The organism is Methanobrevibacter sp. UBA417 (genome assembly GCF_002508845.1).
In the GTDB taxonomy this organism is placed as follows: Archaea; Methanobacteriota; Methanobacteria; order Methanobacteriales; family Methanobacteriaceae; genus Methanobrevibacter_A; species Methanobrevibacter_A acididurans.
In genome coordinates this window covers 237,055-256,383 of sequence record NZ_DAZC01000027.1, presented here as the reverse complement: position 1 = coordinate 256,383, position 19,329 = coordinate 237,055, and the positions used below count along the sequence as shown (strand labels likewise).

Sequence of the window (19,329 nt, the reverse complement as noted above, 5' to 3'; positions counted from 1 at the left end):
ATATAAATTCATTATATTCATAAATATATAACCATAGAATATTTATATTTTTTTTAAAAAAAGGATAAAAATCTTTTAAAAATTAAATAATTTTTATTTCAACTAAAATTTTAAATATTTATTTAAACAAACAGAAATTACATTAAGAATTATAAAAAATAATTACAATACTAATTATCAAAAATAAAAAAATAAACAAAACGGTGTAAAACAAAATGAAGAATCTATCTAAAGAATTAGTTAGCAGAATAAATGATATTGCTGTACCTGTAAGAATAATGCACGTTTGCGGATCACATGAACATGCCATCATGGAAAATGGGATAAGATCACTATTACCTGAAGAAGTAGAAATTGTTGCAGGACCAGGATGCCCAGTATGTGTAGTTCCATCAAGAGAAATAGACGAAGCACTATCCCTTGTAAATCGTGACGTAACAATCACAACATTTGGGGACATGTTAAGAGTTCCAGGATCCAACCAATCACTTGCAGATGCAAAATCAAAAGGTGCAGATGTAAGAGTAGTTTATGGAATAAACAATGCAGTAGAACTAGCAGAAAAAAATCCAGAAAAAAAAGTAGTTTTCATTGCAGCAGGATTCGAAACAACCGCACCAACAACAGCATCAACAATACTAAACGAACCACCTGAAAACTTCTCAATCCTATCATGCCACAGATTAATACCACCTGCATTAGACTTCTTAATATCCTCAGGAGAAACAAATCTAAATGCACTAATCGAACCAGGTCACGTTTGCACAATAATAGGAACCAAACCATTTGACCATTTCTCAACAAAATATGGAATACCACAAGCAACAGCAGGATTCAACCCATTAGACATTCTCATGGCAGTTTACTTAATACTTAGACAAATCAAAAATAATGACCCCCATGTAGACAATGAATACAAAAGAGCAGTACGAGAAGAAGGAAACATAGTAGCTCAAAAAGCAATGGACGAAGTATTCACAGTAAAAAGTAGAGAATGGAGAGGATTTCCAAAAATGCCAAACAGTGTTCTTGAATTAAAAGATGAATTCACCCAATACAATGCAAGAGACATATACGATATAGAAGTAAAAGATGTGAAAGAAGCACCAAAAGGTTGCATATGCGGACCAATACTTCGTGGATTAAAAAGACCAACAGATTGTAAATTATTCGGAAAATCCTGCAACCCAATGCACCCAATAGGAGCATGTATGGTAAGTAAAGAAGGAACCTGTAACATAGCACACAGATACACTCCAAAAGATTAAAAATAGATTTTCATAAGGAATTAAAAATAATGAAAGAAATAAAAGCTTTAGCATTAGATATTGATGGAACCATCACAGACTCACAAAGATTACTCTCTATAAATGCAATCAAAACAATAAGAAAAGTTGAAAATAATGGAATACCTGTAATATTAGTAACTGGAAACACAGCAGTATACACTTATGCATTAACAACTTCCATAGGCACAACAGGAGGAGTAGTAGGTGAAAACGGTGGAGTGATGTTTAAAGAAGGATACAAAAACAATGAAACAATAGTATTCTCAGATAAAAAATATATAGATAAAGCCTACAATTACCTAAAAGAAAACTTAACAAAAGAAAATCAATTAAAAATCGTAGATGACCAATACTGCAGACTATCTGAAATAGCATTTTACAGAACAATGGATGCAAACATAATAAGAGAAATACTAAAAGATTGGAATGTAAAAATCTACGATAGTGGATTTGCACTACACATAACAGATCGAAACATTAACAAAGGAATCACACTAGAAAAATTAGCAAAAATTTTAAAAATTAACACTGAAAATATAATGGGAATAGGAGACAGTGAAAACGACTTAGACTTCCTCGACCATGTAGGAATAAAAATAGCAGTAGCAAATGCTAGTTCAAATCTAAAAGAAAAAGCAGACTATGTTTGCAAAAAACCTAACGGTGATGGAGTAACAGAAGCTGTAGAAAAATTCATATTTAAAGATTAAAAAAAATAATAAAATAATTCAATTTATCAGGGGATAAAAGATACAATGTTAAATCAAATAATAGAAGAAGCAGAAAGAAACATTAGCAAATACTGTGACGAATACGAAATATTTGCTGAAAACTTAAAACTTTTAGAGTTAGATGCACAAAAATCAGATTTAAGCTTTGCAAAACAAGAAATAAACTTAGGAATAGGTATAAGAGTAATACAAGACAATAAATTAGGTTTTGCATTCACATCAGATATGAATAAAATATCAGAAACAGCAGAAAAAGCATACTCCAATGCAAAATTAAACCAAGAAGACTCAAACTTTGCATTTGCAGAAAAATCATCATATCCCAAAATAAAAAATAATTATGATAAAAAAAATGAAGAATTAGAATTAGATGAAATGACTTCATTTATGGAAAACATACTAAACACAGTAGAAGAAAAAGGATGTAAACCAACAAGTGGAGGATTCTCAAGAGGATCAGGTGAAGAAATAATCTTAAACTCTAATGGAGTAAAAGCATCTGAAAAAAGCACCGGATTTGGAGCATACATTGCAGTAAACGCTTTTAAAAAAGATGAATTTTCAAGTGCATATGACTCAATATCCTCATGTAACTATGACTTCAACGGAGAAGAATTAGCAGAAAAAGTATCTCAACTAGCAATAGATTCAGTTGGTGGGGAAAACATAGATACTGGAGATAAAGAAGTAGTCCTAGATTATAATGCCGCAACTGGATTACTAAACACTTTCATGAGCGGATTCAATGCAGATAATGTTCAAAGAGGAAGATCAATACTTAAAGACAAAGTAGACCAATCAATCGTTAGTGAAAACTTATCCATATACGATGATGGAACTATAGATGCAGGTTTATCTAGTTCCAAATTCGATGGAGAAGGAACACCATCACAAAAAACAGAACTAGTAAAAGATGGAGTGCTTAAAGGATTCATATATGACATTTACACAGCAAACAAAGCTAAAATAAAAAGTACAGGAAATGGTTTCAGAGGATCATACTCCTCAACACCAGGAGTAAGTTCATCAAACATAATCCTTGATTTTAACAAAATGACAAAAATAGATGAAATAGATAATGGAATAATTGCAACAGACTTACTAGGAGCACACACTGCAAACCCAATAAGTGGAGATTTCAGTGTAGAAGTAAACAATGGATTTTTAATTGAAAATGGAGAAATCACCAAACCAATTAAAAAAGCAATGATATCTGGAAACGTTTTTGAAACATTTAAAAATTGTGAAGCAATAGATTCACAAATAAAACAATATGGATCATTTATCCTCCCAAAAATCTTATTACATAATTTAAGAGTAATTGGTTAAAAAAAAAGAAATTCAATATTAAAAATATATAAAAAAAATTTTAATGAGGAATAAATCAATATAATCCTCATTTAACTACTTTATTCTTACTTTTTAAATATAAAACTTGGATTTAAGGTTTTATATCTTCCATTTAAAATGGAATTAAATGTGAAATTCATAGCTTCATTAATAGATTTAAATAAATCCATATCATTATTTTTAATTAAATTAGCAACAATTGCTGCTGAAAAGGTACAACCAGAACCATGAGTATTCTCACTCTCAATTAATTCTTGATTAAAAACTTTAATTTCACCATCATAGAAAGTGTTAACCCCATTTAAATGGCCACCTGTAATGATTACATTACAATAATCACCAATCTTATAAGCAGCTTCAATAGCATCTTCTTTAGATTTAATTTCAATTCCACTTAATTGTTCTGCTTCAGAAACATTTGGAGTACTAAGTATACACTGAGGAAGTAAATATTTTTTAAACGCTTTACAAATATTATTTTCACTTAAACTATCACCAGCACTAGCAACCATTACAGGATCAACTACAATTTTCAAATCATATTCTGTGACTTTTTTAGAGACAGCTTTAATAATATCCTTAGAATATAATAAACCAGTTTTACCATAAGAAATATCATATTCACTTAAAACAGAATCAAATTGTTCATTAATAAAATCAACACTAATTGGTTTAACAGAATATACTTTAGATGGATTTTGGGCAGTTAATGCAGTAACAATACTTGTAGGGTGAATATTATAACTACTTAATGTTTTAACATCAGTTAATATTCCAGCCCCACCAGAAGGATCTAAACCTGCAATTGTAATACCAATCATAAATAATTAATCTCGTGTTACTTTTAGTCTTTCATGACCATGAATACTTTCAACACTAATATTTAAAGACTCTAAATACTTCTTAGTATCAGTACCTTTACCATGAATCATAATCTCCCCTAAATCTTCAGTTGTATTAACATCTAAAGCCATATAGAAAGAATCATGAACTAAAGGTGAAAATCCTTTAGATTCAGCATTTTCCATGTGTTTTTGGAAACTAAACTCTCCAAATTCCATATCAATACCACAAGGCTTAATAATAAGAGCATTAGTTCCCCCACCTTTAGATGGTACAATAAGAAAATCAAGTTTACCTGCTTGTTTAATAATTAATTTAATATTAGTTTTACCAATAAGAGGAACATCGGAAGGTATAATTAATACTTTTCGAGTTTTACCTCTACAATAAGTCATAGCCTGATTAAGAGCCTTATTCAAATTACTATCCTCATTTTCAACTAAAGTATCAACTTTTAACTTTTTAGCATAATCTAAAACTTCACTATCACGACTAATAATAATAATCTTATCAACTAACCTTTTAAGAGTACCTGTAACATCCTTCAACATAGCTTTTAACAAGTCTTCTCTTTCCTCACTAGATAAAAATGGGGACAATCGTGTTTTAGCATCAGTGAATTTACTTACAGGTATTATTGCATAAATCTTATCCACAACTATCAATACTCCTAAAGTTTTAAAATTTTTTTTTATAATTTAATAAGTTTTAGCTATTAAAGCAATATGTTTAGCAGGTTTACCACAATGAGCACAAACATCATCAGTTTCAATATCTTCCTTATAAGTTCCAAGTAAATCAATATCAGTTAACTCTTCAATAGCTTTCCCACATTCTTCATCTCCACACCATGGGAAACTAACCATATTACCATTTTCAATAAGACTATTAATCTCATTAACATCTTCAACTGATTTAATATTATCCTTAAAGGAATCCCAAGCATTCTCTCTTAATAAACCATCAATATCACTTAAAGCATTTTTAACTGGTGAAACAATATCCTCTTTAAGACTAAGTTCTACCTTTTCAAGATTATCTCTTCTAACAAGAACGGTTTTATTATTTTCTAAATCTCTTGGACCAAGTTCTAATCTAATTGGTGTTCCTTTTAATTCCCATTCATAAAATTTCTTACCTGGTCTAATATCTCTGCTGTCAATTCTCACACGTATACCAGCATTTTCTAAACTCTCTTTAATTTCATTACACTTGTTTAAAACTTCTTCTTTTCCTTTTTTAAACAATATAGGAATTATAGTAACTTGTTTAGGTGATACTTTTGGAGGTAAAACTAATCCTTTATCGTCTCCATGAATTCCAATAACTGCAGCTATTACTCTATCACTAATACCATAACAGGTTTGATAAGCATATTCATGTTCACCTTCCTTATTCTCAAAGGTTATATCATAAGTTTTTGCAAATGTTTGACCAAGATTATGCACAGTTCCTATTTGTAAAGCTTTTCCATCAGGTAATAATGTGTCAAAAGCCATAGTATATTCTGCACCAGGGAATTTATCCCAAATAGGTCTTTTTGTAATAGTGTAAGGAATTCCAAGTTCATTGAAAAGTTTCTTATAAATTTCAATACCTATTTTAACTTGTTCTTCTGCGTCTTCAGAACTAGAATGAACTGTATGTGCCTCTGCAAAAGTAGTTATTTCACGAACTCTAATCAAAGGACGAGTATGCTTAGTTTCATATCTGAAAGTGTTAACAACTTGATAATATCTCATTGGTAAATCAATATGAGATCTAACCCATAAAGATAACATAGGATAAATACTACTTTCACTTGTAGGACGTAAAGCTAACTTTTCATTTAATGGTTTTTTACCACCTTGAGTTACCCAATAAACCTCATCTTCAAATCCTTTCACATGTCTTCCTTCTTTAGCTAATTCACTTTCAGGAATTAATAAAGGGAATAATACTTCTTCATGATCTTTATCAAGTAATTCACTATGAACATTTAACATATGTTTTCTTATTTGATATCCGTATGGTAACCAAACACTCATACCTTTAATTGGATATCTAGCATCAGTTATATTTGCTTCTTCTAAAATATTGTGGAACCATTCACTAAAGTTTTCCAAATTTATCACCTAATAATAATTTAACAATTAATATTTTATTGTTTTTTAAATTTTATATATCTTATCCAAAAAATTTAAATTTTCTTTAAATATTCCAAAATATTATAAAATACCAAAACTTTTTTTAATCTATTAAATATAGAATATTATTGAATGATAAATAAATTATAAGGAGAATATTTTTGTCATGGTAACTAAAAAAATTCAATTACCTCGTGAAGTACATATTGGTCCAGGTTTAATTGATAATACAGGAACAATATGTAATGATTTAAGGTTTTATAATGATGCATTAATGGTTTGTGGACCACACACATATAAAATTGCAGGTAAACAAGTTATTGATAGTTTAGAAAATGCAGATTTCAGTGTTGAAGTAGTTAAAGTAAACTCAGCCACTGAAGAAAGTGTGAAATTAGTAGAAGAAAAATTAGGTAAAGCTCAAGTAGTACTTGGAGTAGGTGGAGGTAAAATCATTGATGTTGCTAAAATGTCCTCATCAAATACTGGAACCTACTTTTTATCAGTTCCAACTACAGCATCACATGATGGAATAACATCACCTTTAGCATCAATAAAAAGTGATAAAGGCAGTGTGTCAATTAAAGCACAATCTCCAATTGCAGTAATTGCTGATACTGATATTATAAGAAATTCTCCTTACCGCCTTTTAGCATCAGGATGTGCAGATGTAATAGCAAATTACACAGCAGTAAAAGACTGGAAACTAGCTAAAAGATTACAAAATGTTAGTTACAGTGAATCAGCATCATCCCTATCACAAATGACTGCAAAACTAATAACTCAAGGTGCTGACCAAATAAAACCAGGATTAGAAAAAAGTACAAGACTAATTGCAAAAGCATTATTCAGTACAGGAGTTGCTATAAGTATAGCAAACACATCCCGTCCTGCAAGTGGATCAGAACACCTTTTCTCACATGCCCTAGATAAAATAGCAGAAAAACCAGCTCTTCACGGAGAACAATGTGGAGTCGGAACTATAATGATGATGAACCTACATGGTGGAAACTGGAAATGTATACGTGACTCATTACAAAAAGTTAAAGCACCAACTACAGCAAAAGAATTAGGAGTAAGTTCTGAAGAAATAATAGAAGCTTTAACAATAGCACATACAATAAGAGACAGATACACCATACTTGGAGATAGAGGATTATCTAGAGAAGCAGCAGAACAACTAGCAATAAATACAGGGGTGATTTAATGATAACATTAATAGGTAAAGAATTAGCGAAAAAAGGAACAAGTTTCATATTTCAAGGACCTGCTGATGAATGCGAAACATGTAGATTCAATACAACATGTATAGGTTCATTAAAAGTTGGAAGAAAATACACCATAACAGAAGTCAAAGATTCAGAACTTAAATGTCCAATTCATGCAGAAGAAAAAGTAGTACCTATAGAAGTAGAATTAGCAGATATTGAAATGTTATTAGATTCAAAAAAAGTATTTGAAGGATCATATTTTAACTATGAAAAACCAGTATGCACAATTAAAGATTGTAAATATCATCACTTATGCTTCCCAGATGGTTTAATCTCTGAAGATAAAGTATCAATAGCAAAAGACTTAAGAGAATCACCAGATGATTGTCAAATGGGTTTATCTTTAAAGAAGATATTAGCTAGATTCTAAAAACAATATTATATAATTTAAATAAAATTTTATCTGTATAAAAATTAAATATTAAACAAAAAAAAATTAATAAAGGTGGAAAAAGAACTATGAACCTTAAATTAAATGCAGGATATGCTGCAGCAGAATTAGTAAAAGATGGTCAAGTTTTAGGTCTTGGAACCGGTTCAACAACTCATTATTTCATAGAAAAAGTAGGACAAAGAGTTAAAGAAGAAGAATTAGAATTATTAGGAATCCCTACAAGTTATCAATCATTTTTACTTGCAAAAAAATGGAATATACCATGCACAACATTAAATGAGTACAGTATAGATTTAGCTGTTGATGGTGCTGATGAAGTGGATCCTCAAAAAAATCTTATAAAAGGTGGAGGAGCAGCTCATACTCTTGAAAAAATTGTAGATTACTCTGCAAAAGAATTAATTATAATTGCAGATGAATCTAAAGAAGTTGAAAAACTTGGAGCATTTCCAGTTCCTCTTGAAGTTATTAAAGAAGCAACACAACCTGTAATTGGTGCTTTAACTGATATGGGTGCTAATCCAGTTATAAGAATGGGTGTTCAAAAAGATGGACCTGTAATAACTGATAATGGAAATTTCATTATTGATGCTAAATTCCCTACAATTGATAGTCCTGTGGATATGGAAATTGAACTTAACACTATTCCAGGTGTTGTGGAAAATGGTATATTTACTGAAATGGTGGATAAAGTAATTTTTGGAACTGAAAATGGTTTAAAAGAATTATAAATATTAAATTTTATTAAATGGAGTGTGATTTTCATGCCAATTCCTGGACTTAATATACCTTATGAATTTAGAAAGATGTTAAATAAGTTTTTAATTTTAATAGGTATAGCTATAATTATTTATGCAGTTTTATGGATTTTAGCTAAGTTAGCATTGATTCCATATGTATTTTTCAGTATTTTCCCTCAAATAATATTATTAATGATTGGTATTTTTATCTTTTATCAAGCTTGGATTAATAGAAAACAATACTAAAACATTTTTTTTTATTTTATTTAGAAAATATTTTATTTTTTTTCCACATTTTTTATAGAAACCTTTATATACTAAAAAAATTATACTAAATAATGCTTATATTTTTATATAACATTTTTTAATTCAGATAAAAGGATTAAAAAAATAATTAATAATAAAAAGATTTTAATAACTACTCAAAAATAAAATTAAACTACTATTAAAAATAAATAATAACTTTTTAATTAATAGTTAAGGAATATTAAACTCTAAAATTTTTATAAAAAAGTGTTCGACTTTTTTGGTTAGGAATAAAAGTTTTGACAAGTTATAATAACGATGATATAACTATTAATTAAAAAAATAAATTTATTTACTATTCCAATAATATGTTATTTAAAAAAAATTTTCACGCTCAGCTATTATTATTAATTAAAATATAAGAAAATAAGCTTTTTATTAAAGTTATATGAAACTAAAAAATTATCTTAAAAAAAAATTCAAAAAAATTGTAGTCTAATGAATCGTTTTTTTCATAAACTCCATTTAACAAGAACTCATTTATTTACCCAAAATTAATTCTATTGGAAAAAACGAATATAAAACACGAAAAAGGTTTCAATATAACTTTAATAAAAAATCCTCTTATTTTTAAATTTTATACTATTTCTAAAATAACTTAACTCCAACTCTAAAAAAAAATATTATAGTAATAATATATAAACAAATATATTACTAATATTAAACAAAACTAAAACTATAATGTAATTTTATAAATTAACTTTTATCACATTATACTAATAAACAATAAAACTTTTTTGGAGGAAAACGGATAAAATGTCAAAAATTTTTATTTCATGCGCATTACCCTATGCAAATGGACCTTGCCACTTAGGACATTTAAGATCAACTTACATTCCTGCAGACATCTACGCAAGATGTAATAGAATGCAAGGAAACGAAGTATTATTTGTCTGTGCAACTGATGAACATGGTACACCAATAGCTGTACAAGCAGAAAACGAAGGAAAAAAACCTATAGAAATAGCTAAAAGATATCATGATATGATAGTTGAAGATGTAAAATCTTGCGACATCACATTAGACAGTTTCACACGTACAACAGATAAATTACACTATGAAATCAGTCAAAACTTCTTTTTAAACCTATACAATAAAGGATTAATATACGAACACACTATAGAACAATTATACTGTGAAAATTGTCATAAATTCTTACCAGACCGATACGTAGAAGGAATATGTCCAGTATGTGGTGCAGAAGGAGCAAGAGGAGACCACTGTGAAAGTTGTGGAAGACACTTAGAACCAACTGAACTAGAAGAACCACAATGTTTAACATGTGGACACACACCAGTTATAAAAACAAGTAAACAATACTTCTACAAACTCAGTCATTTCGAAGATGACATAAAAGAATACATAGAAAACAATAAAAAATTACCATCCAATGTAAGAAACTATGCACTAAACTGGTTAAAAGAAGGTTTAGACGATTGGATAATGACAAGAGATATGAAATGGGGTATACCTGTACCATTAAAAGATGCTGAAGGAAAAGTCATATATGTTTGGGGAGAAGCATTCCTCGGATACATATCATCAGCAGCACAATGGTCAAGAAAAACAGGAAAACCATGGGAAGACTACTGGAATGACACAGCAATACATTTCATAGGTAAAGATATCATCTACCATCACGCACTATTCTGGCCAGCATTACTCTCAGGTTATGGTTGTAAATTACCAGACAACATATTCGCCGGAGAATTCCTATCCCTTGAAGGTAAAAAAATGAGTACCAGTAAAAACTGGGTAATATGGGTATCTGATTTTGTACGTGACTTCGACTCAGACCTACTAAGATACTACTTAACAATAAACGCACCACTAAACAAAGACACAGATTTTAGTTGGGACGATTTCCAAAGAAGAGTAAACGATGAACTTGCAGATGTACTCGGAAACTTCCTACACAGAACTTTCACATTCACCCACAAATTCTTTGATGGAAAAGTACCAGAATACAAAAATCCAAGTCCAGAAGACCTTGAATTTGAAAAATTAATAAAACAATTACCTGAAACAGAAAAAAATTACATAAACGATTTCAAATTCAGAGAAGGATTAGTTGAAGTTTTCAAAGTAGCTAAAGCAGCTAACAAATACTTTAATGACCAAGAACCATGGAAAGCAATAAAAGAAAATCCACAAAAAGCAGCAAACACTGTATACTTATGTGATCAATTAGCAAAAAGCCTTGCAACATTAACAAAACCATACATCCCAAAAACTGCAGATAAAATAGCAAAAATAGTTAACATCACAGATAATGATACTTGGGATAAAGCAACAGAATACCTTCCAATAGGTCATGAAATTAACAAACCAAAACCATTATTCCAAAAAATAGAAGATTCAACAATCAAAGCAGAAAAAGAAAAATTATACAAAAACTTAGAAAAAACTACAAATAATGGAGAAAAGAAAATGAGTGAAAAAATCAGCATAGATTACTTTGATAAAGTAGAAATAAGAATTGGACAAATAAAAGAAGCAGAAAAAATAGAAAAATCTAATAAATTATTAAAATTACAAGTAAATGTTGGAGATAAAACATTACAAATAGTTGCAGGATTAGCAAAAAGATACAGTCCAGAAGAATTAATAGATAAAAAAGTAACTGTACTAGTAAACTTAGAACCTGCAAAACTATTCGGTGTAGAATCCCAAGGAATGCTTTTAGCATCAGGTGAAAGTGCAGCACTACTCGTACCAGAAGAACCAGTTGATGTTGGTGAAGAAATACAATAAAAAAATAATTTATAAAATATTAATTCTACCCCCTTTTTTAAAAAATATTCGGCGTATAAAAAACTTTAAATAAAAAAAATATTTAATATTAAAAGATAGAATTAATAAAAAAAATACCCCCCATTTATTTAGTCTTTTTATGAAAAAAAATTAGCCTCACAGGTGAGTAATAAAATGGATGAATCCATGCTCATAACAAATGCTGAAAAGTATTTAAATAAAATAGATAAAGAAAAAATTGATATAAAACACATTAACAATATTGAAGAGTTTAAAACAGTCTACTTCAGGTTTCAGGAAAGATTAAACACCTTACAAGATTTAAAAGAAAAAATGGATGCAAATGGTTACACTGCACCATTTAGATCATTAAACCGTTATGGTGTTTCATCCACCTCAGATGTTGGATTTGATGAAATATCAGAAATCAATCGTCATAATCAACACTTCAGATTAAAAGCAACAGCAAAACGAAACATTCTAGATAGAGTTAAAGCGGCAATAGACTCACATAAAATAGCAATGGGCAACCTTGAATCCTATGGTCAATTTAAATGTAAAGACTGTGGAAAAAGTTACAGACCAACAAACTTCAATAATCCAAATATAAAATGTGACTGTGGTAGTGAAAACTTTGATTTTGATGTAGATGAATCTGGAGTCTACAGACTAGAAATAATACCACACTTACCATTATCTGGTAATTACATGGTATTAATGAGTGAACTATCAGAATGGGGGAGAGATTCACTTAAAAAAGTTCTAAATTTACTTAAAACTAAAAGAAAAACAGTAATAACTAATGTATCTCCTGTAATATCAGTAAAAGAAAATAATCGATGGATAACAAAAAGAGTATCCTTAGATTCTGAATTCGTAGATAGTTATGAAGAAGAACTTCGAAGAATTTATGGAAGAAACTTCAGAATAGAAAGATTAGATTTCCATAGATCAAGACCAACAATAATAAATGATAAACACACAAGAACTGCTCTAGCAATAGCTTATGTGAAACATTCAGAAACCATAGTTAAAAAGCACAAACAAACAATCCTAGAACAAAATATTAGAAACTTAGAACACTTACAAATCTATGACGAAGTAGTCAAAGATGTTAAATTAGACAACCCTAATTTCATAGAAGAAATTGACACATTAGAAGAATGGAGAAACAATAAAGTAAGTGAAATATTACAAGATATAGGATTAATGGATAAATTCGGTCACTTAGATAGAACATTAAAAAGTGATATTAAAAGAAGAGACCAAATAGAACAAACAATATTCTCAGAAATAGCTCCAACATTAATAAGATGGGATATCTTCAAATATTACATAACAACCTCCAATGATAAAAGAAAAAGATATGGAGGACCATTCCCATACATTAGAGGAGATATTGATAGACAACAAAGAAAAATTTTCCAAAAATATTCAAACAAAACAATCAAAATATTACAAGACATGGAAAATGAGAAAATCATACCAGTACCAGACATGGATCTTTTACTTTACAAAAAATTTAATTTAGAAAAACAAATAAAAAATTCTAATATAAAATTAGATTACACCGCACTAGGTGCAGCAATGATAAGTACTAACTCAGATATTCCAATAAAAGAATCTGCTAAAGTATTCTCTGTATCCCAAAAACGTGTGGAAAAAGAAATCAAAAATTTAGAAAATAATAAAAGACCTAGAAGTAAAAAATCAAAAAAGTTTTTAGAAATGATAAAAAATTAAAAAAAGGGTTAAAATTCAAATGATTAATGAGGATCAAAAAAATTCAACAGACTTAGATATTAATGCTTGGCAGATACATATTACTCATCCATTAACTTCAGAAAAAATAATAGAATTAATGGACAATTATCCTAGTCTTAGAAGAATAACATGTTCGCAGAGTTTATATGATAATATTTCTCCGAAATATCTTGAAGCATTAAACTCATTAGACATAAAAGTAGAAGTGGAATATAATTGGGGAAGAAAACGAGTACACCCTCAAGAAGACATAGATAAAGTATTAGACTCTTTAAAAGAAGGAAATTCACCTAAAAGTGTTAGTGAACAGTTCAATATTCCTTTAAATAGAGTATATTACTTCAGATCAAAATATTCAACAGATTCTAAAAAAGATTATAATTTCTATAAAAGAAAATATGATGATAAATTACGTTTAAAAATTAAAAATTTAGTTAAAAACGGTGAAAAACCAAAGAATATATCAAAAGACTTTAATATTCCTCTTCGATCTGTTTATAATATTTTAAATGATAAATAACTTATTTTCACATTTTTTTAACTTCTATAAATTAATAAAAATCATGTCCTCATATTCAGCAGTATTACCCTCATAATTGTTATTTGAGTAATTAAAGTCATTATTATATGACCAGAATACACCACCATTAATTGCACTATTATTGGTGAAATTATTATTTATGATTTGAATATTTCTTAATCCATCTATATCTAAAGCTCCACCATATTTTGCAGTGTTATTTATGAAATTAGAATCGGTTATGTTTAAATTTGAGTATATAGCGAATACTGCTCCTGCATAAGAATTTCCATGATTATTTATGAAACTAGAATTTGCAATGTTTAATGATCCATTTAATTGACAAATCCCTGGACCTATATTTGCATTAGAATCACTTATACTTGTATTAAATAATGTTAAATTAGATTCTTGGGAATATATGCATCCACCAATAGTGTTTATGGTTTTTGTATTATTAAATTTTGAATTAAGTATACTTGCATTAGAATCTTCTATACTTATACTACCACCGTAAACTATACTTGTTGAATTGGTGAAACTAGAATTATTCACGTTTAAGGTTCCATTGTATAAATAGATATCTCCACCAGTTCTAGCTTGATTATTAGTAAATAGAGAATCCATGATAATTATTTCACCATGACGTAATCTTATACCTCCACCACAACCCATACTTTCGTTTGCTGGATTATTTGTGAAAATACATCTTTTACAAGTTAAATTACCTTGATAAATGTATAATGCTCCACCATTATAAATTGCCTTATTATTTATGAAAATGGAATTTACACAAGACATATTACCATTATTTAAATATATCCCACCACCATTTAATGATGCAATGTTACTAGTGAAATTAGAGTTAATACAAGTTATATTACCAGTATTCACATTAATTACTCCATTTTGTGTGTTAAAATTAGTAAAAGTAGAATTCAGAATATTAACATTACCATATAAAGGAATTGTAAGTGCACTACTTGTGTTTGTTGTAATATTATTATTAGTAAATCCTAAATTGATTAAATTAATATTGTATATGTTTTCATCTTCAAGGGTTTGAAATATTGAATCACCATTAATAAATGTATTGTCCTTATTATCTCCAGTGAATGTAATATTCTTTAAAATTATGATATTATTTTCATTATAAGTCCCAGGTGCAATACTTATAATGTATTCAGTGAAATTATTGGTTTCATCTAAATTAATTGTGTTTACAGCTTCATCAACGGTTTTATAAGGATTATCTATGGATCCATTACCAGAAGTGTTCACATTACAATTAACATAATATTCATTATTATCTCCAGTTACACTTAATGTTTGATTTTCTATTTGTGAATTTTCTTTAAGAAAATTATTTCCTACTAAATAAGGGTCCTCATTACTTTGAACTATATTACCAGATAATATTTGATTATCAGTACTACTATTTAATAAGTTATCAGTTTAATTAGTTTCAGCCGAACATGAACTAACTAAGATTAAAACCATTAACATTATTAATATAGTACTAATTAAGGTTTTTTTAATCTTCATAATATTTTAAAACTCCATTTTGTTTTGTTTAAAAATGTAAATTAATTAATTTTTATAAAATTTTTACACATATTAGTAATAACCTTTAAAATTAATTGTGTTTTACTAAATAATATATTTTTTCTATAATGCTCCTAAGATAAAATTAATATTCTATATGTAAATTTCATTATAAAAGAAATAATAACACTCTCACATCTTACACCTAAATTTTAAAGGTTTAATAAACAAGAAAAAGATACTTAGGGTTAAATACTTATAAAAGTGATGTATCCACAAAAAAGGGGGGGGAATAATTATTATTAATAATTTTTTATCTTTTTTTTAGTTTTATTATTTTTTTCAATAATCCTTTTTTTAAAGAATTAAATGGATAATTTTTAATATTAATAATAATATAATAAGATTAATTTTTACTTTAATTAAGTAATGTTTTTTATTAAAAAAAATTTAAATGGAGAAATAAAAGTTCATGATTTCAGTTTTAACACCTCCACATTTGCCTTTGGTTTTAATTGCATTGATTTGTGGTATTGTATCATTTGCAGTTACTTGGTATATTATGCCTCATCTTATTCATCGTTTAGAAAATGCTCATATTGTAGGTAAGGATATTCATAAATCATTAAAACCTATTGTTGCAGAAATGGGTGGTTTGGGAATATTATTTGGTTTTGTTATTGGTATGTTTTGTGGTGTTTATTTATTTTCTACACTTACATTTCAATTAATTATAGTATTATTGGTTATTCTACTTGTGGGTATTATTGGTATGGTAGATGATTTAATAATGCTTTCATCTTATGAGAAGTTAATATTGCTCTTTTTTGCAGGTATACCTTTAATTTGGGCAGCTCCTCCGAATGTTGGAATTTTTTATATTATTTGTATTCCTATTGCAGTTAGTATTTGTTCTAATTTAACTAATATGCTTGCTGGTTTAAATGGTATTGAATCAGGTTTAGGTGTTATTGCAATGGTTTCTCTTACTATTTCTTGTATTGTTCTTGGTAAGTATGATGTTGCTATTATAAGTATGAGTATGTTAGGTCCTTTAATTGCATTTTTATACTTTAATAAGCATCCTGCTAAGGTATTTCCAGGGGATACTGGTACATTAATTATTGGTGCAGCTATTGCAGCTATTGCATTTATTGGAAGATTAAAGTTCATTGCTTTTATTATTTTATTACCTAATATTATTGATGCTGCATTGAAGTTTTATAGTGCAGGTGTTATGAATCGTGCAGATCAAAAGCCTACTCAGGTTTCATCTGATGGTACTCTTTTCAGTCCAGATCAAGGTTTTAAATCTTTGATTCGTTTTGTTTTAAGAAAACCTGTTGATGAGAAGACTGCTGTTAAAATGATTTGGGGTATTGGAATCTTTTTCGGTCTTGTAGGTATTTTTATTGCTGTATTAATGCCTGGTGTTTTGGATAATCATTTAATGTCTCAATTTTTAAGTTTTAAAGATTTATTTTATCATATTTAAAATTTTTTTTATATTTTTTTTATCTAATAAATTAACTGTATATAAATAATTATACGTGTACACACTTACACATAAAACTATTTTTTAAAAAAATAATTAATGAAAAAAATATAAGTTAAAATCAATTCTTAGCACGAATTCTTAACTTTTCATAAATTTCATCAATTTTAGCATCTTCTTCTTTTTCTCTTTTCTTAAGAACATTATCATTTTTCAAATTAAATTTATCAATTAAATCATAAACATCCTTAGAAGAATGAGATACCTTTTTAGATGAAGTTTCTGTAAGTTTTTTATAAATCCTATCTACCTTTTTATCTTGCTCTTTTTCACTATAAGGCACATTCATAAAAATCCCTCATCTCTAATTTAATATTTTACATTTTAATAACAGGTAACTGTATTTCTCTTAAACAATCCTTCTCTTCAACTTCAAAAGGACTATTTAAAAATATTTCTTTAGGTGAACCAATAATATCATAATGATTCACTTCAGCAAATTCAATCATTTCATCATAACTTTCCCGAATATTATCACGAGACCCTTGATGAATACCTGAAAGAACAGTGTGTTCAACCATATCAGCAATATCTATTTCAGGAGTTTTATCCACTTCATCATCAGAAATAGGAACACCTAAATCATAAACAACATCATCTTCTTTAACTCTATCAGGCATCCGATAAAATATAACAAAATAATTACCAATAGTTTTAATCTCTTTATCTTCAACCCATACAGTTAACTTAGAAATCATAACTTCCATATCACTTAAAGATCCTTTATGTTTCATAACAGCAATTTTATGATCTGGTACAATTTTTTCTTGAACATTCATAATAATCATTTCCTCATTAATTAAATATTAACTTTTTTATTTAAATAAAGTAACAGTTACAATTTCCCCTTCATCTACTAACTCAATATTTTTATCAACTTTAGTATAACCATCTGCAGTAGCTAAAGAAAATATAGCACCAGAATCCTTAAATATAGGTTCAACACCATCATTCTTTATTCTAACTAACTGATATTGCATTCTACCAATAGGAGAATGGATTCTTTTAGTTATAGGTCCGGTAAAAGTATTCTTATTCTCATCCACTTTAATACCAGCTAATTTCTCTAAACTTGGAACTACAAACACGTTAAAAATCACAAGCGCACTAACAGGATTTCCAGGCAAACCAATCACAATTTTACCATCAATAACCCCAACTAATGTAGGTTTACCTGGTTGAACTGTAATCCCATGAATATAAACACAACCTAATTCATCAAGAATACTTCTTAAATTATCCCCAACACCTGCAGAAGTCCCACCAGAAACTAATACAACATCAAAATCTTTAATACTACTATTAATCTTATTTTTTATAGAATCATAATCATCTTTAATAATACCTAAAGTTTCTGCATCTGAACCAGCAGCATCAGCCCCAGTTTTTAACATATCACTATTAACATCATAAATTTTCCCAGGAATAATAAGTTCATCATTATCTAATAATTCATTCCCTGTAGAAATAATACCAACTTTAGGCTTTTTATAAACATCAACTTCACTAATTCCTTGTGCAGCTATAACCCCAATTTTAGAAGGAGTTAAAAGATCACCTTTACTTAAAATCTTATTACCCTTTTTAATATCAGAACCTTTTTGCCCAATTTCTTGAGTAGGTGTTAAACTTTTAAATAAATTAACATTACCATCATCATCTAAATCTGTAAACTCAACCATTTCAACAGCTTCAGCACCATCAGGCATAGGAGCACCAGTACTAATTTGGATACATTCTCCAAGATTCAATGTTTTGTCACTAAAATCCCCAGCTTCAACAACATCCACAATCTTAACAATATTTGGACTTTCTTCACTAGCACCATAAGTATCCTCTACTTTAACAGCATAACCATCCTTAAGTGCTCTGTTAAAAGGAGGAAAATCTATTCTACTTTCTATATCATTAAATAAAACACGATTAAGACTATCACTTAATTTAACACTTTCAGATTCTGGAGTATAATACTTTTCAAATAAATCCCCAATAATCTTCTTAGCATCACCAGATTCTTTAATCTTTAAAAATTCCTTTCCCATTTTAATCACAATTTTCTTAAAAATAAATAAAAATTTTTTATTATTAATTAGTATATCATTAATTCCAATTATATATAATATTATATATAAAGAATTATA

The 19,329-nt window shown here is 28.3% G+C and carries 18 protein-coding genes; 11 read left to right on the top strand and 7 right to left on the bottom strand.

The window, feature by feature from the left end:
- The first annotated feature begins 215 nt into the window (after positions 1 to 215).
- The 3 genes from hypD to BP769_RS05865 are packed head-to-tail and all read left to right on the top strand — an operon-like array spanning position 216 to position 3,349.
- Positions 216 to 1,268: a hydrogenase formation protein HypD gene (gene hypD, locus BP769_RS05875; RefSeq protein ID WP_413826939.1), complete on the top strand. Its 1,053-nt coding sequence runs from the start codon at positions 216 to 218 to the stop codon at positions 1,266 to 1,268.
- 29 nt (positions 1,269 to 1,297) lie between these two features.
- Complete coding sequence (locus BP769_RS05870) at positions 1,298 to 1,999, top strand: phosphoglycolate phosphatase (RefSeq protein ID WP_413826941.1); 702 nt, start codon at positions 1,298 to 1,300, stop codon at positions 1,997 to 1,999.
- A gap of 45 nt (positions 2,000 to 2,044) precedes the next feature.
- Positions 2,045 to 3,349, top strand: a complete 1,305-nt coding sequence (locus BP769_RS05865) for a TldD/PmbA family protein (protein ID WP_413862231.1) — start codon at positions 2,045 to 2,047, stop codon at positions 3,347 to 3,349.
- An 86-nt stretch (positions 3,350 to 3,435) separates the two neighbouring features.
- Here the strand turns inward: BP769_RS05865 and thiD are convergent, their stop codons facing one another.
- The 3 genes from thiD to proS are packed head-to-tail and all read right to left on the bottom strand — an operon-like array spanning position 3,436 to position 6,318.
- A complete protein-coding gene (gene thiD, locus BP769_RS05860; protein WP_413826945.1) occupies positions 3,436 to 4,191 on the bottom strand; it encodes a bifunctional hydroxymethylpyrimidine kinase/phosphomethylpyrimidine kinase in 756 nt (251 codons plus the stop codon).
- 6 nt (positions 4,192 to 4,197) lie between these two features.
- Positions 4,198 to 4,869, bottom strand: coding sequence for a 2-phospho-L-lactate guanylyltransferase (cofC, locus tag BP769_RS05855; RefSeq protein ID WP_413862229.1), 672 nt, complete (start codon positions 4,867 to 4,869; stop codon positions 4,198 to 4,200).
- Between the two features lie 42 nt (positions 4,870 to 4,911).
- Positions 4,912 to 6,318 carry a proline--tRNA ligase gene (gene proS, locus BP769_RS05850; RefSeq protein WP_413826950.1) on the bottom strand — a complete coding sequence of 469 codons (1,407 nt, stop codon included), beginning with the start codon at positions 6,316 to 6,318 and terminating at the stop codon, positions 4,912 to 4,914.
- 187 nt (positions 6,319 to 6,505) lie between these two features.
- On the opposite strand from proS, the gene BP769_RS05845 reads away from it, so the two are divergent.
- The 7 genes from BP769_RS05845 (at position 6,506) to BP769_RS05815 (ending at position 14,088) form a co-directional block, all read left to right on the top strand.
- Positions 6,506 to 7,546, top strand: a complete 1,041-nt coding sequence (locus tag BP769_RS05845; protein WP_413826952.1) for an NAD(P)-dependent glycerol-1-phosphate dehydrogenase — start codon at positions 6,506 to 6,508, stop codon at positions 7,544 to 7,546.
- Positions 7,546 to 7,980: a UPF0179 family protein gene (locus BP769_RS05840; RefSeq protein WP_413826954.1), complete on the top strand. Its 435-nt coding sequence runs from the start codon at positions 7,546 to 7,548 to the stop codon at positions 7,978 to 7,980. The genes BP769_RS05845 and BP769_RS05840 overlap by 1 nt, the downstream gene beginning before the upstream one ends.
- 89 nt (positions 7,981 to 8,069) lie before the next feature.
- On the top strand, positions 8,070 to 8,735 hold the full coding sequence (rpiA, locus tag BP769_RS05835; protein ID WP_413826957.1) for a ribose-5-phosphate isomerase RpiA: 666 nt from the start codon (positions 8,070 to 8,072) through the stop codon (positions 8,733 to 8,735).
- Positions 8,736 to 8,768: 33 nt separating this feature from the next.
- A complete protein-coding gene (locus tag BP769_RS05830) occupies positions 8,769 to 8,990 on the top strand; it encodes a hypothetical protein (RefSeq protein ID WP_413826960.1) in 222 nt (73 codons plus the stop codon).
- Between the two features lie 816 nt (positions 8,991 to 9,806).
- Positions 9,807 to 11,804: a methionine--tRNA ligase gene (metG, locus tag BP769_RS05825; RefSeq protein WP_413826962.1), complete on the top strand. Its 1,998-nt coding sequence runs from the start codon at positions 9,807 to 9,809 to the stop codon at positions 11,802 to 11,804.
- A gap of 174 nt (positions 11,805 to 11,978) precedes the next feature.
- Complete coding sequence (locus tag BP769_RS05820) at positions 11,979 to 13,547, top strand: DUF530 domain-containing protein (protein WP_413826965.1); 1,569 nt, start codon at positions 11,979 to 11,981, stop codon at positions 13,545 to 13,547.
- Between the two features lie 19 nt (positions 13,548 to 13,566).
- Complete coding sequence (locus tag BP769_RS05815; RefSeq protein ID WP_413826967.1) at positions 13,567 to 14,088, top strand: resolvase; 522 nt, start codon at positions 13,567 to 13,569, stop codon at positions 14,086 to 14,088.
- Positions 14,089 to 14,112: 24 nt separating this feature from the next.
- Here the strand turns inward: BP769_RS05815 and BP769_RS05810 are convergent, their stop codons facing one another.
- Positions 14,113 to 15,369 carry a hypothetical protein gene (locus BP769_RS05810; RefSeq protein ID WP_413826970.1) on the bottom strand — a complete coding sequence of 419 codons (1,257 nt, stop codon included), beginning with the start codon at positions 15,367 to 15,369 and terminating at the stop codon, positions 14,113 to 14,115.
- Positions 15,370 to 16,105: 736 nt separating this feature from the next.
- Here BP769_RS05810 and BP769_RS05805 point away from each other — a divergent pair.
- Positions 16,106 to 17,128 carry a multidrug transporter gene (locus BP769_RS05805; RefSeq protein WP_413826972.1) on the top strand — a complete coding sequence of 341 codons (1,023 nt, stop codon included), beginning with the start codon at positions 16,106 to 16,108 and terminating at the stop codon, positions 17,126 to 17,128.
- A 121-nt stretch (positions 17,129 to 17,249) separates the two neighbouring features.
- Here BP769_RS05805 and BP769_RS05800 read toward each other — a convergent pair whose 3' ends face one another.
- From BP769_RS05800 to glp, 3 genes are read right to left on the bottom strand one after another with little or no spacing between them, the layout of a single operon-like run.
- A complete protein-coding gene (locus BP769_RS05800; protein WP_413823788.1) occupies positions 17,250 to 17,477 on the bottom strand; it encodes a hypothetical protein in 228 nt (75 codons plus the stop codon).
- A 28-nt stretch (positions 17,478 to 17,505) separates the two neighbouring features.
- A complete protein-coding gene (locus tag BP769_RS05795) occupies positions 17,506 to 17,967 on the bottom strand; it encodes a GyrI-like domain-containing protein (RefSeq protein ID WP_413862227.1) in 462 nt (153 codons plus the stop codon).
- A gap of 36 nt (positions 17,968 to 18,003) precedes the next feature.
- Positions 18,004 to 19,230 (bottom strand): gephyrin-like molybdotransferase Glp, encoded by a 1,227-nt coding sequence (glp, locus tag BP769_RS05790; protein WP_413826976.1) that lies wholly within the window; start codon positions 19,228 to 19,230, stop codon positions 18,004 to 18,006.
- Positions 19,231 to 19,329: the final 99 nt, after the last annotated feature.

Coding starts and splice junctions, on each gene's coding strand:
- hypD (WP_413826939.1), top strand. CDS start 216: ATGAAGAATCTATCTAAAGAATTAGTTAGCAGAATAAATGATATTGCT.
- BP769_RS05870 (WP_413826941.1), top strand. CDS start 1,298: ATGAAAGAAATAAAAGCTTTAGCATTAGATATTGATGGAACCATCACA.
- BP769_RS05865 (WP_413862231.1), top strand. CDS start 2,045: ATGTTAAATCAAATAATAGAAGAAGCAGAAAGAAACATTAGCAAATAC.
- thiD (WP_413826945.1), bottom strand. CDS start 4,191: ATGATTGGTATTACAATTGCAGGTTTAGATCCTTCTGGTGGGGCTGGA.
- BP769_RS05845 (WP_413826952.1), top strand. CDS start 6,506: ATGGTAACTAAAAAAATTCAATTACCTCGTGAAGTACATATTGGTCCA.
- BP769_RS05840 (WP_413826954.1), top strand. CDS start 7,546: ATGATAACATTAATAGGTAAAGAATTAGCGAAAAAAGGAACAAGTTTC.
- rpiA (WP_413826957.1), top strand. CDS start 8,070: ATGAACCTTAAATTAAATGCAGGATATGCTGCAGCAGAATTAGTAAAA.
- BP769_RS05830 (WP_413826960.1), top strand. CDS start 8,769: ATGCCAATTCCTGGACTTAATATACCTTATGAATTTAGAAAGATGTTA.
- metG (WP_413826962.1), top strand. CDS start 9,807: ATGTCAAAAATTTTTATTTCATGCGCATTACCCTATGCAAATGGACCT.
- BP769_RS05820 (WP_413826965.1), top strand. CDS start 11,979: ATGGATGAATCCATGCTCATAACAAATGCTGAAAAGTATTTAAATAAA.
- BP769_RS05815 (WP_413826967.1), top strand. CDS start 13,567: ATGATTAATGAGGATCAAAAAAATTCAACAGACTTAGATATTAATGCT.
- BP769_RS05805 (WP_413826972.1), top strand. CDS start 16,106: ATGATTTCAGTTTTAACACCTCCACATTTGCCTTTGGTTTTAATTGCA.
- BP769_RS05800 (WP_413823788.1), bottom strand. CDS start 17,477: ATGAATGTGCCTTATAGTGAAAAAGAGCAAGATAAAAAGGTAGATAGG.
- BP769_RS05795 (WP_413862227.1), bottom strand. CDS start 17,967: ATGAATGTTCAAGAAAAAATTGTACCAGATCATAAAATTGCTGTTATG.
- glp (WP_413826976.1), bottom strand. CDS start 19,230: ATGGGAAAGGAATTTTTAAAGATTAAAGAATCTGGTGATGCTAAGAAG.